Annotated in this window: 14 protein-coding genes; 7 read left to right on the forward strand and 7 right to left on the reverse strand. The window is 70.1% G+C overall.

The genetic code is table 11. The features are described 5' to 3' along the window. A partial coding sequence (locus tag RS86_RS20535) for an HNH endonuclease signature motif containing protein (protein WP_045270213.1) occupies positions 1 to 479 on the forward strand: 479 nt, incomplete at its 5' end. Between the two features lie 83 nt (positions 480 to 562). Here RS86_RS20535 and RS86_RS00335 read toward each other — a convergent pair. The 3 genes from RS86_RS00335 to RS86_RS00345 all read right to left on the reverse strand — a co-directional run bounded on the left by RS86_RS00335 (position 563) and on the right by RS86_RS00345 (position 3302). Then, positions 563 to 1564 carry an Fpg/Nei family DNA glycosylase gene (locus RS86_RS00335; protein WP_045270214.1) on the reverse strand — a complete coding sequence of 334 codons (1002 nt, stop codon included), beginning with the start codon at positions 1562 to 1564 and terminating at the stop codon, positions 563 to 565. Next, positions 1564 to 2049 (reverse strand): ribose-5-phosphate isomerase, encoded by a 486-nt coding sequence (locus RS86_RS00340; protein ID WP_045270215.1) that lies wholly within the window; start codon positions 2047 to 2049, stop codon positions 1564 to 1566. Before RS86_RS00340 ends, RS86_RS00335 begins: the two co-directional genes overlap by 1 nt. A gap of 62 nt (positions 2050 to 2111) precedes the next feature. Beyond that, positions 2112 to 3302 carry a ferrochelatase gene (locus RS86_RS00345; protein WP_045270216.1) on the reverse strand — a complete coding sequence of 397 codons (1191 nt, stop codon included), beginning with the start codon at positions 3300 to 3302 and terminating at the stop codon, positions 2112 to 2114. A gap of 180 nt (positions 3303 to 3482) precedes the next feature. Here RS86_RS00345 and pepN point away from each other — a divergent pair, with 180 nt between their 5' ends. The 5 genes from pepN to RS86_RS00370 all read left to right on the forward strand — a co-directional run bounded on the left by pepN (position 3483) and on the right by RS86_RS00370 (position 10212). Continuing rightward, positions 3483 to 6095 carry an aminopeptidase N gene (gene pepN, locus RS86_RS00350; protein WP_045270217.1) on the forward strand — a complete coding sequence of 871 codons (2613 nt, stop codon included), beginning with the start codon at positions 3483 to 3485 and terminating at the stop codon, positions 6093 to 6095. Positions 6096 to 6253: 158 nt separating this feature from the next. Further along, positions 6254 to 7513 (forward strand): mechanosensitive ion channel family protein, encoded by a 1260-nt coding sequence (locus RS86_RS00355; protein ID WP_327037084.1) that lies wholly within the window; start codon positions 6254 to 6256, stop codon positions 7511 to 7513. Then, positions 7510 to 7947: a globin gene (locus RS86_RS00360; protein ID WP_045270218.1), complete on the forward strand. Its 438-nt coding sequence runs from the start codon at positions 7510 to 7512 to the stop codon at positions 7945 to 7947. The genes RS86_RS00355 and RS86_RS00360 overlap by 4 nt, the downstream gene beginning before the upstream one ends. 38 nt (positions 7948 to 7985) lie before the next feature. Continuing rightward, positions 7986 to 9656: an FAD-binding dehydrogenase gene (locus tag RS86_RS00365; RefSeq protein ID WP_045270219.1), complete on the forward strand. Its 1671-nt coding sequence runs from the start codon at positions 7986 to 7988 to the stop codon at positions 9654 to 9656. Between the two features lie 52 nt (positions 9657 to 9708). Beyond that, complete coding sequence (locus tag RS86_RS00370; protein WP_045270220.1) at positions 9709 to 10212, forward strand: OsmC family protein; 504 nt, start codon at positions 9709 to 9711, stop codon at positions 10210 to 10212. 10 nt (positions 10213 to 10222) lie between these two features. On the opposite strand, the gene RS86_RS00375 is transcribed toward RS86_RS00370, so the two are convergent. Then, positions 10223 to 10888, reverse strand: coding sequence for a hypothetical protein (locus RS86_RS00375; protein WP_045270221.1), 666 nt, complete (start codon positions 10886 to 10888; stop codon positions 10223 to 10225). A gap of 68 nt (positions 10889 to 10956) precedes the next feature. Between RS86_RS00375 and RS86_RS00380 the strand changes: the two genes are divergently transcribed. After that, positions 10957 to 11841, forward strand: a complete 885-nt coding sequence (locus RS86_RS00380) for an acyl-CoA thioesterase (protein WP_045270222.1) — start codon at positions 10957 to 10959, stop codon at positions 11839 to 11841. A gap of 46 nt (positions 11842 to 11887) precedes the next feature. Here the strand turns inward: RS86_RS00380 and RS86_RS00385 are convergent, their stop codons facing one another. The 3 genes from RS86_RS00385 to RS86_RS20030 form a co-directional block, all read right to left on the reverse strand. Beyond that, positions 11888 to 12409, reverse strand: coding sequence for an acyl-CoA thioesterase (locus RS86_RS00385; protein ID WP_045270226.1), 522 nt, complete (start codon positions 12407 to 12409; stop codon positions 11888 to 11890). Position 12410: 1 nt separating this feature from the next. Next, the gene (gene ettA / locus RS86_RS00390; protein ID WP_045270223.1) at positions 12411 to 14090 is read right to left on the reverse strand and encodes an energy-dependent translational throttle protein EttA; all 1680 of its coding nucleotides are present in this window, start codon (positions 14088 to 14090) and stop codon (positions 12411 to 12413) included. 120 nt (positions 14091 to 14210) lie between these two features. Beyond that, on the reverse strand, positions 14211 to 14714 hold the full coding sequence (locus tag RS86_RS20030; RefSeq protein WP_235281548.1) for a DUF6993 domain-containing protein: 504 nt from the start codon (positions 14712 to 14714) through the stop codon (positions 14211 to 14213). Positions 14715 to 14929: the final 215 nt, after the last annotated feature.

Raw genomic sequence — 14929 nt, forward strand, 5'->3', positions numbered from 1 at the left:
CGCTGGCGCCGGTCGCGGTCACCGAAGACGGCCTCACCGCGCTCCCCGCCGCGGTCGCGGAACGACGCATCTGCGACACCGGAACCATCCCCGTCACCGTCGACACCTGTGGGAACCCCCTCGACGTGGGCCGGGAATCACGACTGTTCACCCCGAAACAACGCATCGCACTCGCTGTCAGGGACGGCGGATGCCGATGGACCGGGTGCGACAGGCCCGCGTCCTACTGTGAAGCACACCACATCGATGAGTGGGCCCGCGACGACGGCCGCACGGACATCGACCGGGGGATCCTGCTCTGCCGGTTCCATCACATGGAACTCCACCACGGCCGATGGCAGATCACCCGCCACCGGAAGGACGACTTCGTCCTGCACCACCCCGACGGGCAGCGGTCCGTACTATCACCGCGGCTCCCCCTGAGATACGCGTGGGGAAATATCGACCCACCACCCAAACGATTCCGACCCGCCGCCTGAACCCACCCCAAGAAGGGGCCGGGTCAGGTAGTCGAGGAGCGCGCCGCCGACCGAGCAGAACAGTCAGAGGCGATCGCGCTCGCTCACGCCTGACAGCGCGGGCACCAGTACAGCTTGCGGGCGCCGATCTCCTCGAGAACGATGTCGGTGCCGCACACACGACACGGCAACCCCGTGCGGTGGTACACCCAGTGCCGGTCGTCGCGATGCGCCATGGCCGCCCGGTACTGGTCGGACGTGAGATCGTCCATGGTCATCATCTGACCCGTCTCGACGCCGATCGCGAGCAGACGCACCCAGTCCCGCCAGAGCGCGCGCACGGTCTCCTCCGGCACATCGCGCCCCGGGGTGTGCGGGTTCAGCTGCGCACGGAACAGCAGCTCTGCTCGATACACATTGCCGATCCCGCTGACCACGGACTGGTCCATGAGCAGGAGCGCGATCGGCACAGCCCGGCGCCGCACCGCGGCCACGAAGCGCTCCTCCCCCGCGTCGACGTCGCCCACGAGCGGATCCGGCCCGAGCTTCGCAACCGTCGCCAGCATCTCATCCGGCGTCTGCAGCGCACACGCGGTCGGTCCGCGCAGATCCGCGCAGGTCGCGTCCGTCATGAGGCGCAGGCGCACCTGCCCCACCACGGGCGGTGGCCACTCGGCGCCTTCGTCCGCGAGACCCTTCGTGGCCTCGGACATGCGCACATGCACGCGAGTCTTCCGCGGGGCGCCGATGGACGCCAGCGAGTTCTCGCCGGCGTCGTCCAGGATCGGCGCCTCGTCGAGATCCGTGCCGCGCTGATTCGTCTGGCCCATCCGCCCGTTGGCCGAAGCGATGGTCGGATCCACGAGGATCTCGCCGGAGAAGTCCCATGCGCCGTAGAGGCCCAGGTGCACGCGCAGCCACAGATCCCCCTCGGTCTCGAGGAACATCTGCTTGCCGACGGCCTGCACGCTCTCCACTGCGCGACCGTCGAGCAGCGCTGCACCCTCGGCGAATCGGCCCTGGGGGCTCGACGCGACGACGGGCTTGCCGACGAAGTTGCGCGCGAACTGCCGCGCGATCCGGTGGACGGAATGGCCCTCGGGCATCAGGCGCGCGGGTCCGGGAGCAGGGATCCGTCGCGCTCGAAGTCGGCGATCTGCGCGATCCGGCGCACGTGCCGCTCCTCGTTCGAGAACGGCGTGGCGATGAAGCGGTCGATGAAGCCGGCGACCTCGTCGAAGGTGTGCTGGCGCGCACCGATCGCGATCACGTTGGCGTCGTTGTGCTCCCGCGCGAGCTCCGCGGTCGCGATGCTCCACACCAGGGCGGCGCGGATGCCCTCGACCTTGTTCGCCGCGATCTGCTCGCCGTTGCCGGATCCGCCGAACACCACGCCGAGCGCCTCGACGCCGGCGCGCTGGTCGTCGATCGTCGCCTGCGCCGCGCGGATGCAGAACGCCGGGTAGTCGTCCAGGGCGTCGTACTCGACGGGCCCGTGGTCCACGACCTCATGCCCCGCCTCGGCGAGGTGGTGCTGCAGCTGCGTGGAGAACTCGAGACCGGCGTGATCGGTGGCGATGTGGATGCGCATGGCTCAATCCTACGGAGCGCCGCGACCGCCGCGAGGCGGCGTGACGCGGCCCCGGGGAACGATCAGGGCGCGATACCAGCCGCGGCCGGCTTGAACCCCGCCCGGATGTTCTCGCAGCACCCGGGACGGCACACGTCGAACGCGGGGCCGAGTGCCGTCACGTGCGCGCGGTTCGCCGCAGGGCGTCCCTCCAGCCGCTCCTGGATGAGGTCGACGATCCCCGCCACGAAGGAATCCGACACTCCGGGCGTCGGCGTGCGGACGAAGGCGAGGCCCGCCTCCGCGGCCGCGTCCTTCGCCTCGGTGTCGAGATCCCAGAGCACCTCCATGTGGTCGCTCACGAAGCCGAGCGGGACCACGGCGACCGCGGTGCGCCCGCGAGCGGGCAGCCCCTCGATCACGTCGCAGATGTCGGGCTCGAGCCAGGGCTGCGAGGCGGGGCCCGAACGGGACTGGTACACGAGCTCCCACGGGACGTCGGCCGCACTCGGCAGCAGCTCGGATACGCGGCTCATGACCCACGCCGCGACGGCCTCGTGCTGCGCGGCGTACGCGCCGCCGCTGCCCCAGTCGACGTCGCGGGGGCCGGAGCGCAGCGCATCGTCGGTGGGAACGCTGTGTGTGGTGAAGAGGACCTGGATCGCCGCAGCATCGGCGCCGTCCGCCGTGAAGGCGGTGATCGCGTCGCGCACGCCCTCGACGAAGGACGTGACGAACCCGGGGTGGTCGTAGAACGGACGGATCTTGTCGATCGTCACGGTCTCACCGAGACCGGTCTCGTCCAGCACGCGGGCGAAGTCCTCGCGGTACTGACGGCAGCTGGAGAAGGAGCTGTACGCACTCGTCGCGAACGCCAGCAGCGTCGTGTCGCCGCTCTCGGACGCCTCGGTCACGGCGTCGGACAGGTAGGGAGCCCAGTTGCGGTTGCCCCAGTACACCGGGAGGTCGATCCCGCGACGCACGAGCTCGGATTCGAGTGCGGCCTTGAGCCCGCGGTTCTGCGCGTTGATCGGGCTGACGCCCCCGAAGTGCCGGTAGTGATGCGCGACTTCCTCGAGCCGCTCATCAGGGATGCCGCGGCCGCGGGTGACGTTGCGCAGGAACGGGATCACGTCGTCCTGCCCCTCGGGTCCGCCGAATCCTGCGAGCAGGATGCCGTCATATGCGACGGGCGACTCGACGAACTCGGGCCCGCTCGCGGCGGGCGCGGAGGCGAAGGGAACGGTTGCTGCGGTCACATTTCGAGCACTCACCCTCCTATCTTCCCCTGAAGTTCCTTTGCCGCCGCCGAGCGCCGCCTCAGCGGCCGGCGGAAGCCGGTGAGAGCCCGGGGAATCATGCGAGACGCGCTCTGGCGTAGGCTGGGACGGTTGCCGCCGGCGCCAGCAGCGCGGATCTTGCGGCCGAAACCCTCACCCCTGGGAGTCAGAGCAGTGCCTGGAGAGAACCTCACCCGCATCGAGGCGCAGGAGCGCCGCGCGATCGTCGACACCGAGTCGTACGAGATCGCGCTCGACCTGACCAAGGGCGCGGAGGTGTTCGGATCCCGCAGCGTCGTGCGCTTCAGCGCCGCCGAGGGATCCGCGACCTTCATCGACCTGATCGCGCGCGAGGTGCGCGAGATCACCCTGAACGGCGAGCAGATCGACCCGACCTCGGCGTACGCTGACTCGCGGATCGCGCTCGACGGCCTGGCCGCGGAGAACGTGCTCGTCGTCGACGCCGACTGCGAGTACACGAACACCGGCGAGGGCCTGCACCGCTTCGTCGACCCCGTCGACGGCGAGGTCTACCTCTACTCGCAGTTCGAGGTGCCCGACTCCCGTCGCGTCTTCGCCGTGTTCGAGCAGCCCGACCTGAAGGCGACGTTCCAGTTCACGATCACCGCGCCTGCAGCGTGGAAGGTCGTCTCGAACTCCCCCACCCCCGAGCCGATCCATCACGACGTCTCGAACGGGTCCGCATCGGCGGAGACCGGCGCGGTCGCCACCTGGGGCTTCGAGCCCACCCCGCGGATCTCGTCGTACATCACCGCGATCATCGCCGGCCCCTACGAGGAGACCTTCTCGGAGCTGACGAGCGCATCCGGCCGCGTGATCCCGCTCGGCGTCTACGGGCGCAAGAGCCTGTGGGAGCACCTCGACGCCGACTACATCTTCGACAAGACCCGTGAGGGCTTCGCCTACTACGAGGAGAAGTTCGGGGTCCCGTACCCGTTCGCGAAGTACGACCAGCTCTTCGTTCCGGAGTTCAACGCCGGCGCCATGGAGAACGCGGGCGCGGTCACCTTCACCGAGACCTACGTCTTCCGCAGCAAGGTGACCGACGCCGTCAAGGAGCGCCGCGTCGTCACGATCCTGCACGAGCTCGCGCACATGTGGTTCGGCGACCTCGTCACCATGAAGTGGTGGAACGACCTCTGGCTGAACGAGTCCTTCGCCGAGTGGGCGTCGACCATCGCGACCGCCGAGGCCACCGAGTGGACCGAAGCGTGGACGACCTTCAACGCGATGGAGAAGACCTGGGCCTACCGTCAGGACCAGCTCCCCTCCACGCACCCCGTCGTCGCCGAGATCAACGACCTCGACGACGTGCAGGTGAACTTCGACGGCATCACCTACGCCAAGGGCGGATCCGTCCTCAAGCAGCTCGCCGCCTGGGTGGGCATCGAGGCGTTCTTCGCCGGCGTGTCCGAGTACTTCAAGAAGCACTCCTGGCAGAACACCGAGCTCAGCGACCTGCTCGTCGAGCTGGAGCGGACCAGCGGTCGCGACCTCACGGTCTGGTCCAAGAAGTGGCTGGAGACGGCGGGCGTCAACACGCTCGCACCCGTCATCGCAGAGGCCGGGGACGGCTCCATCTCGCGCTTCGCGGTCACCCAGACCGCTCCCGCCGACTACCCGACGATCCGCCCGCACCGCCTGGGCATCGGGTTCTACAACCTCGACGCCTCTGGCGCTCTCGTGCGCACCCACCACGCCGAGGTGGACGTCGACGGCGACCGCACCGAGATCCCCGAGCTGCAGGGCCTGAAGCGCCCTGACCTCGTGCTGCTCAACGACGAGGACCTCGCCTACGCGAAGATCCGTCTCGACGAGCGCTCCCTCGCGACCGCCGTCGCGCACCTCGCCGACATCAGCGACCCGCTCGCTCGCTCGCTCGTGTGGGGCGCGGCGTGGGACCAGACCCGCGACGCCGAGAGCGCCGCGAGCGACTACATCGACCTCGTGCTCGGCAACATCGGGCGCGAGACCGAGTCGACCACGGTGCGCACCACGCTCAGCCAGCTGCAGACCGCGGCCGCGCTGTACGTGACGCCGGGCCACCGGGCCGCTGCCCGCACCCGCGTGGCGGACGGCCTGTGGGCGCTCGCTCAGGGCGCGGAGGCCGCGTCCGACAGCCAGCTGCAGTTCGTCACGGCGTTCGCGAACTCGCTCACCACGCCCGAGCACGCCGACGTGGTCCGTCGCCTCCGCGACGGCGAGCTGACGCTCGACGGCCTCACGATCGACACCGACCTCTCCTGGCATCTGCTCGTCGGCCTCGCCACGGTCGGCGCCGTCGACGGCGCGGCGATCGACGCCGCGCTGGCGGGCGACAACACCGCCAAGGGCGGGGAGTTCGCCGCACAGGCCCGCGCGGCGCTGCCGACGCCCGAGGACAAGCAGGCCGCGTGGTCCTCGCTCGTCGAGCGCGACGACCTGTCCAACACGATCGTCCGCTCCGCGGCGCTCGGCTTCACGCACCCGGCGGGGGTCGCGCTGCTCGAGCCGTTCGTCGCGCAGTACTTCGACGCCCTGCTCTCGATCTGGGAGGGCCGCACCTTCCAGGTCGCGAACTACCTGATCGTGGGCCTCTACCCGAAGGCGCTCGCCAATGTCGCCCTGCGCGACGCGACCCGCGCCTGGCTCTCGGCTCACCAGGACGCCGCGCCCGCGCTGCGCCGCCTCGTGTTCGAGAACCTCGCCGACGTCGAGCGCGCACTGGCCGCCCAGGCCCTCGACGCCGAGACCGTCGAGGCCGTGGCCGCCGACGCGCAGAACTGACGCGCCGAGCGCGACGAGCCGAAGGGCCGGAAGGAGTTCGCTCCTTCCGGCCCTTCGGCGTTCCCCGTCGTGCCGGGTGACTCCCGACGAAGCGCCGTGGCTGTTCAGAACCCGCCAAGGCCCCGGTCATAGGATCGTGAACGATGAATATCGTCTCCATGGCAACTCAGGCAGAGAAGGCCGCCGACGCGTGGACCCAGATCCTCACCGTTCTCGGCGATATCGGCATGAAAGCGCTCTGGAGCGCCGTGACGATCGTCGTGTGCACCGTGATCGCCTACGCGCTCCGCTTCGTCATCCGACGCGTCGTGCGCCGGATCGTCGCGGGCGCCAAATCGAAGGCCGAGGTCACGGACACGAGGGCGCTCGAGCGCTCCCCGCTCGCGGACATGCGGCTGGTGCAGCGAACGAGGACGCTCGGCACGATCCTGCAGAACATCGTCAATGTGATCCTCGTGGTGGTCGCGCTCGTCCTGATCGTGAACATCATCGAACCCAATCTGCTGGGATCCCTGACTCTGCTCACCGCCGCGGTCGGCGCGGGCCTCGGCTTCGGCGCCCAGAACATCGTCAAGGACGTCCTGAACGGCATGTTCCTCGTGGCCGAGGATCAGGTCGGAATCGGCGACGTGGTCGACCTGGGTCTCGCCTCCGGCGTCGTCGAGTACGTCAGCGTGCGCATCACGCAGGTGCGCGACGCGAACGGCACCCTCTGGTACGTGCGCAACGGCGAGATCACCCGGATCGGCAACATGTCACAGGGCTGGGCTCGCGCGATCATCGATCTCGGCGTGCCGGCCGACGCGGACGTCCCCGCGGTCGAGGACGCGCTGCTCGCCGCCGCACAGGGGCTCGCGAAGGATCCGAAGTGGCGCACCCGCATCATCGAGAAGCCCGAGATCTGGGGGCTGGAGTCGATCGACGGCGACGCCCTCGTAGTCCGGGTCGTGATGAAGACCCGCACGAACGCGATGGACGACGTCGCCCGGGAGTTGCGGATGCGGCTGCGCGACACGATGCTCGGCATGGAACTGACCGTCCCGAGCATGGCCACGGTACAGCTCGCCGGCCCCGAAGGCGCCCGCCGCGTGCACGGAGCCAACCCGCCGCGCACCCGCCCGAACCCCGTCGCGACCGCCCCCACGGTCCCGGAACGCGGATTCTGGCGCAAGAAGAAGACCGAGGACGAGAAGCCCGCCACGGTCACGCCGCCGCCGCGCACCAAGCCTGCGCCGACCGCTTCCGCACCCAAGAAGACCGAGAAGACCGAGAAGACCGAGAAGACCGAGAAGACCGAGAAGACCGAGAAGACCGAGAAGCCGAAGACTCCTCCGTCGGCACCGCAGAGCCTGCCCCTCCCGCCCCTCCCCGATCCGCAGGCCCCGCAGGATCCGCAGACCCCTGGAGACGAACGATGACCGAGCCGATGTCCTTCTACGACGAGGTCGGCGGCCACGCGACGTTCCAGCGTCTCGTCGAGGTCTTCTACCGCGAGGTCGCCCTCGATCCCGTGCTGAAGCCGATGTACCCCGAGGAGGACCTCGGTCCGGCCGCGGACCGGCTCCGCATGTTCCTGGAGCAGTACTGGGGCGGACCCACCACCTACGGCGAGCAGCGGGGACACCCGCGGCTGCGGATGCGGCACATGCCGTTCCACGTCGATCCGGACGCCCGTGACCGCTGGCTGCGATGCATGCGCACGGCGGTCGACGATGCGCAGCTCTCGCCGATCCACGAGGCGACGCTGTGGGACTACCTCGAGCGCGCCGCGCATGCGATGGTGAATACATTCGAGCCGAGCCGCGCGAGCGCGGCGGGCGCACCGGCCCCAGACGGGCGCCCCGTCCTCTAGCGGGGCGCCGCACGCACACCGAGTTCGACGGAGATCTCATGACCGCGACCACGACCACCCACTCCACCGACGTCCTCGTCATCGGCTGGGGCCTGTCCGGCCTCGTCGCGGCTGCGGAGGCGATCGCCGCAGGCAGGCGCGTGATCGTCCTAGATCAGGAGCCGCGCACGAACCTGGGCGGGCAGGCCTGGTGGTCCTTCGGTGGGCTGTTCCTCGTCGACTCCCCCGAGCAGCGCCGCATGGGCATCTCTGACTCCTACGAGCTGGCCCGGCAGGACTGGTTCGGGAACGCGGGGTTCGACCGCGAAGAGGACGCGTGGCCGCGGCGCTGGGCCGAGGCCTACCTCCAGTTCGCGAGCGGCGAGAAGCGGTCCTGGCTCCGAGAGCGCGGGGTGGGCTTCTTCCCCGTCGTGGGCTGGGCCGAGCGCGGCGGCTACGGCGCTCTGGGACCCGGCAACTCGGTCCCCCGCTTCCACATCACCTGGGGCACCGGCCCCGGCATCGTCGCGCCGTTCCAGGCCGCCCTCGAGCAGGCCGAGAAGACAGGGCACCTGGTGGTCCTCCCCCGGCATCGCGTGACGGCTCTCACGGTCCAGGACGGCGTCGTCACGGGCGCGCAGGGCGACATCCTCGCATCGTCCGCGGCGGCGCGCGGCGTGCAGAGCGACCGCGAGCCCATCGCCACGTTCGAGATCGCCGCAGGGGCGACGATCGTGACCTCGGGCGGCATCGGCGGCAACCACGACCTCGTGCGTGCCGCGTGGCCGGAGCGCCTCGGCACGCCGCCCGCGGACATGCTCACCGGGGTGCCCGCCTACGTCGACGGCTCGATGCAGGCGGTGTCCGCGACGGCGGGCGCCCGACTCATCAACGGCGATCGCATGTGGCACTACGTCGAGGGCATCCGCAACTGGGATCCGGTCTGGCCCGGCCACGGCATCAGGATCCTGCCCGGCCCGTCGTCGCTCTGGCTGGACGCGACCGGCGCCCGCCTCCCCGTGCCGCTGTTCCCCGGATTCGACACGCTCGGCACCCTGGCCCACCTGCGTGCGACCGGGCACGATCATTCCTGGTTCGTGACGACGCGGCAGATCGTGGAGAAGGAGTTCGCGCTGTCCGGCAGCGAGCAGAATCCCGACCTCACCGGCAAGGACGTGCCGCTCCTCGTGCGCTCCCGGCTCGCGAAGGGTCCCACGGACCCGGTGCAGGCGTTCCTGGACCAGGGCGAGGATTTCGTCGTCGAGGACGACCTCGGACGGCTGATCGCCCGCATGCAGGAGCTCCCGGGCGGGGATGCCCTGGACCCCGACCGGGTGCGCGAGGAGGTCGTCGCGCGCGACCGCGAGATCGACAACGACTTCACCAAGGACGCGCAGATCGCGATGCTGCGTTCGGCCCGCGCCTACCGCGGAGACCGCCTGATCCGCACGGCATCCCCCCACCGCCTGCAGGACGCTTCCGCCGGGCCGCTGATCGCGGTGCGGCTGCGGGTCATCACCCGCAAGTCGCTCGGCGGCATCGAGACGGATCTGGACGGGCGCGCTCTGGACGCCGGCGGCGATCCCGTGCCGGGGCTGTACGCCGCGGGCGAGGCGAGCGGTTTCGGCGGCGGCGGGGTGCACGGGTACCGCGCGCTCGAGGGCACCTTCCTCGGCGGATGCCTGTTCTCGGGACGCCAGGCCGGGCGCGCGGCGGCGCACGCGGTCTGACATCCGCCTCCGGCTCTGGACCCCGCACGGTCGGAGTGCCAGGATCGCGTGCATGGACGCAGAAGAGCTGCGAGCGCGCCAGGCACCGCTCAAGAAGCGCTACCGCCAGGACCCGGGCAGCGCCAGCGTCGTCTCCGGGGCGACCGGGGAGTACCGGGATCCCGGCATCACCGCGACCATCGATGGATGGGCAGGCCCTGTCCGCGCCGGACAGCACCCCGCGACCGGCGGTGACGGATCCGATGCATGCTCGGCGGACCTCCTCATGCAGGCGCTGCTGGGGTGCGTCGGGGTGACGTTCCGCGCCGTCACGACGGCGATGGGCGTGACGGTGGAGAACGTCCGGCTCACCGCGGAGTGCCACTGGGACGCGCGCGGGACGTTGGGGCTGGACCGGGAGGCGCCGGTCGGGGTCGGCGAGATCTCGGTCACGATCACGATCGACAGCGATGCCGACGACGGCCGTCTGCAGCGGATCGCCGCCTCGACCGAGCGCTACTGCGTCGTCGGGCAGAGCCTCGCCTCACCGCCGACGATCACCGTCGTGCGGCGCTGACGACCCCGCCTCAGCCGGCGCTGCCCGTGGCCCGCACAGCGGTCAGCCCCACCGCAGCGGGACCGCGGCTGAGCACGTGCCCGCGCGAGAACGCGAGACGCGTCCACCGCCCCGAGGTCGTGATCGGCACCTGCTCGGCGCCGGAGATGAAGCCGAAGGCGTGCGCGGCGAAGGCGACGCCGCGCGGCAGGCCGAGGAGGTCCTCATCCGGCTCGCCCCAGATCGCGGCACGCAGCGCGCGGACCGCATCCTCTCCCGCGCCGGCCGGGGATCCGTGCGCGACCGCCGAGATGCCCCACTGCGCGCGCTGAGCGATGACGTCGGCACCCAGCGTCCCGACCGGCATCCAACCGCTCCGAGGCGGCGCGACGCCGGCCCAGGAGGGGCTGCGACCGGTGTCGGGCAGCGCGAGGGCACGAGGGTCGTCGGTGGTGGTGAGCTCGTCGATCACGATGTCGCAGCGCAGCTCGGGGTCGGCCCGGACGATCCGCATCGCGAGGATCGTCGGCGTCGCATCGAACAGCGTCTGCGGCACGAGCGCCGCCGCCGTCATCGCGAGCACCCCACCGTCGGCTTGCAGCCTGACGCCCTCATCGCCGGCGCGACCGGCCCGGGAGACGAAGGTGAGCGCATCACGCGCGGTGTCGGCATCGGCGAGGATCAGGGGCGTGGGCACGCCCTCTAAACTAGCAACCGGTCGCGACGGGTCCCCCGGTGTGTCGCGGCAGCCGCCGAGAGGATCCCATGACGCACGACGAGCACGCCCGCCGATCGGTCGAGATGTTGCGGGGGATCCTCGATCTCGACTCCTCCGATGCACGCACGACCGAGGACATCTTCACGGGCGTCTCGCATCCGATGCCGACCGGAAGGATCTACGGCGGACAGGTGCTCGGCCAGTCCATCATCGCGGCGGAGCGGACGATGCCCGATGGCCGTGTCCCGCACTCGATGCACGGCTACTTCCTCCGTGCCGGGGACGCCTCGCAGGGACTGACGTTCGCGGTGGACCGCATCCACGACGGTCGCTCCTTCTCGACCCGACGAGCCCAGGCGTATCAGAACGGCGTGCCGATCTTCTCGATGATCGCGTCGTTCCAGGACGAGAACCCCGGCATAGATCACGCCGAGCCGATGCCGGAAGGGATCCCGAGTCCGGAGGACCTCGCCCCGGACGAGGAGCTGTCCGACGGGATCCACCCGCTGTCGAAGCGCATGCTCATCGACCGTCCGGTCGACATGCGGCACGTGGAGGGACCGCTGTTCGGCCAGGCGGGGGCGGAGAAGTCCGCGCACCAGGCGGTGTGGATGCGCTTGCGCGCCCCGTTCCCCGACGACCCGGCTCTGCACCGCGCGGCGCTCGCGTATCTCAGCGACATGTCGATCCAGGAGTCGATCCTGCGCGCGCACGGCCTCAGCTGGAACGTGCCCGGTTTGAAGGTCGCGAGCCTGGACCACGCCATGTGGTGGCACCGCCCCGGACGCGTCGACGACTGGCTGCTGTATGTGCAGGAGTCGCCGAACGCGCGCGGAGGACGTGGACTCGCCACGGGGCGGATCTACGACCGCAGCGGCGCCCTCGTGGCGAGCGTCGCCCAGGAGATCACGATCCGGGTCCCCGAGGCCTGATCCCGCACCTCGCCGCGCGGCGCGCGCGAAGCCGCCGTCGTGCCGCTCAGCGGTGCGCGTAGACGATCGACGGCCCGGAATAGGGCGACCAGGCGTCGCGCATCTCGGGGCCGATCCGCGTGGGACGGCCCGTGGCCGCGTCCACCAGCACGATCACCGCGGTCGAGCGCGCGTACAGCACGCGCTCCTCGAACGCCGCGTCGTTGTAGACCTCGTAGCAGACCTCGATGCTGGATCCGCCGAGCTTGCCGAACCACATCTGGACCTCGAGCGGGTGCCGCTGATACGGCACGGGCGCCAGGTACTCGATCTCCTGCCGCGCGACGAGGGTCAGCACGCCGGCGTCGAGCCCAGAGCTCAGCACCGCCGTGCTCGGGCCGTGCTCCCCCTCGCCCGGCCGCCAGAACGCCCGCACCCGAGCTTCCTCGAGCAGCTTCAGCATCGAGGTGTTGTTCACGTGGTTGAACGCGTCGAGATCGCCCCAGCGCAGGTGGATCGGGATGTGCAGCCGCTCCCCCGCCGCGGCCCCGTCGGGAGCCGCGGCGTCGGGAGCGCCGGCAGCGGCGATCTCAGTCACGCGTGAGCCTGCGGTGCGTGGAGCGGTGCGGGCTGGCCGCGTCTGCGCCGAGGCGCTCGATCTTGTTGCGCTCGTAGGCGTCGAAGTTGCCCTCGAACCAGTACCACTGGTCGGGGTTCTCGTCGGTGCCCTCGTAGGCGAGGATGTGGGTCGCGATCCGGTCGAGGAACCACCGGTCGTGCGTGATGACCACCGCGCAGCCGGGGAACTCGAGAAGCGCGTTCTCGAGGGAGCTCAGCGTCTCGACGTCGAGGTCGTTGGTCGGCTCGTCGAGCAGCAGCAGATTGCCGCCCTCCTTGAGCGTGAGGGCGAGGTTCAGACGGTTGCGCTCACCGCCGGACAGCACGCCGGCCTTCTTCTGCTGGTCGGGGCCCTTGAAGCCGAACTTCGAGACGTAGGCGCGGGACGGGATCTCGATCTTGCCGACCATCATGATGTCCAGGCCGTCGGAGACGACCTCCCACAGGGTCTTGTCGGGGTCGATGTTCGCGCGGGACTGGTCGACGTAGCTGACCTTGACCGTCTCGCCGACCTTCAGGTCGCCGCCGTCGAGGGGCTCGAGTCCCACGATCGTCTTGAACAGCGTGGTCTTTCCGACGCCGTTGGGGCCGATCACGCCGACGATGCCGTTCGGCGGCAGGCTGAAGCTGAGGCCGTCGATGAGCGAGCGCCCGTCGAAGCCCTTCTGCAGCTTCTTCGCCTCGATCACAACGCTGCCCAGACGCGGACCCGCGGGAATCTGGATCTCCTCGAAGTCGAGCTTCCGCGTCCGCTCCGCCTCCGTCGCCATCTCCTCGTAGCGGGCAAGGCGCGCCTTCGACTTGGTCTGGCGGCCCTTGGCGCTCGATCGCACCCACTCCAGCTCGTCCTTGAGACGCCTGGCGAGCTTCGCGTCCTTCTTGCCCTGGATGTCGAGGCGCTCTGCCTTCTTCTCGAGGTACGTCGAGTAGTTGCCCTCGTAGCCGATGAGGCGGCCGCGGTCGACCTCCGCGATCCACTCCGCCATGTTGTCGAGGAAGTATCGATCGTGGGTGATCGCGATCACCGCGCCCTTGTAGGCCTGGAGGTGCTTCTCCAGCCAGAGCACGCTCTCGGCGTCGAGGTGGTTGGTGGGCTCGTCGAGCAGCAGCAGGTCGGGCTTCTGCAGCAGCAGCTTCGCGAGGGCGACGCGACGCTTCTCACCACCGGAGAGATTGGTCACGGGAGCATCCGCCGGCGGCGTGCGCAGCGCGTCCATCGCCTGCTCGAGCTGGGAATCCAGGTCCCAGCCGTCGGCGGCGTCGATCTCCTCCTGCAGCACGCCCATCTCGGCGAGCAGCGCGTCGAAGTCGGCGTCGGGGTCCGCCATCAGGGCGGAGATCTCGTTGAAGCGATCGACCTTGGCCTTGACCGCCACCCCCTCCTGGACGTTCTCCAGCACGGTCTTGGACTCGTCGAGCTCCGGTTCCTGCATGAGGATGCCCACGCTGAATCCGGGCGTGAGCTTGGCCTCGCCGTTGGAGGGAGTGTCCAGGCCCGCCATGATCTTCAGGATCGTGGACTTGCCCGCGCCGTTCGGGCCGACCATGCCGATCTTCGCGCCCGGGAGGAACGACATGGTGACGTCGTCGAGGATGAGCTTGTCGCCCACGGCCTTGCGGGCGCGGACCATGGAGTAGATGTATTCGGCCACGAGGGCGCTCCTTCTGTCGTCATGACGACGGTTGCGAGGCTGCGGGTCGCTCTCCGACGGTATTCCGTGGGATCGACACTCCAGCCTACCCGGGGCGCGCGCCCTTCCTCCCCGGGACGGCTACGGCCCGACAGGTGCGGTCTTGCCGATGAGGCACTTGCCGCCGTCGACCTGCGGAAGCACCGACGTGACCGGATCCCCGGTGGACGGACCCACCTGTCCGACGAGGCACTTGTCCTGCCCCCATCGCACGGAGAACTGGATGCTCTCGGCGGGGTTGCCCACCGTCGTCTCATCCGCCGTCACCTGCATGTCCGCCCGGGCGAATCCCGCAGCGGTGAGCGCATCGACGTATGCCCCACCCTTGACCCGGCTCTCCCCCGCCCAGACTCGCGCCACGACGTCGGAGAACAACGGAAGGTTGTCCTCCGCGGAGCCGTCGGGATGCAGCACGGGCGCCGCAGCCGGTGATCCGGTCGCGGCGCTCGACGTCGCGGAAGGCGATGCCGATGGCGCCGGCGATCCCACCGAGCAGCCGCTCAAGACCAGCGCGGCGAGCAGCGCCAAGGGCGCGAGGGAACGGATCACGGGTGTTCGGACGAGCACAGCCTGGGATCCACGCACTCCACGAGTCTAGGCGGCGCTCGTCCGAGACGATCCCCGACCGACCGGCCCCTCTCGTCCGGTCAGAACGGCGTTGCATCGCCGCCCGGCGTCGCCCACGCATCGACCTCCGGCCCCGGAACACCAGTACCGACGCCGTCGTGGCCGCCCGACGGCCCGGTGTCGGCACCGGTTCCGCCGCCGCCCACCGCCGCTCCCCTCCCTTATACCCATCT

Source organism: Microbacterium azadirachtae, assembly GCF_000956505.1.
In the GTDB taxonomy this organism is placed as follows: domain Bacteria; phylum Actinomycetota; class Actinomycetes; order Actinomycetales; family Microbacteriaceae; genus Microbacterium; species Microbacterium azadirachtae_A.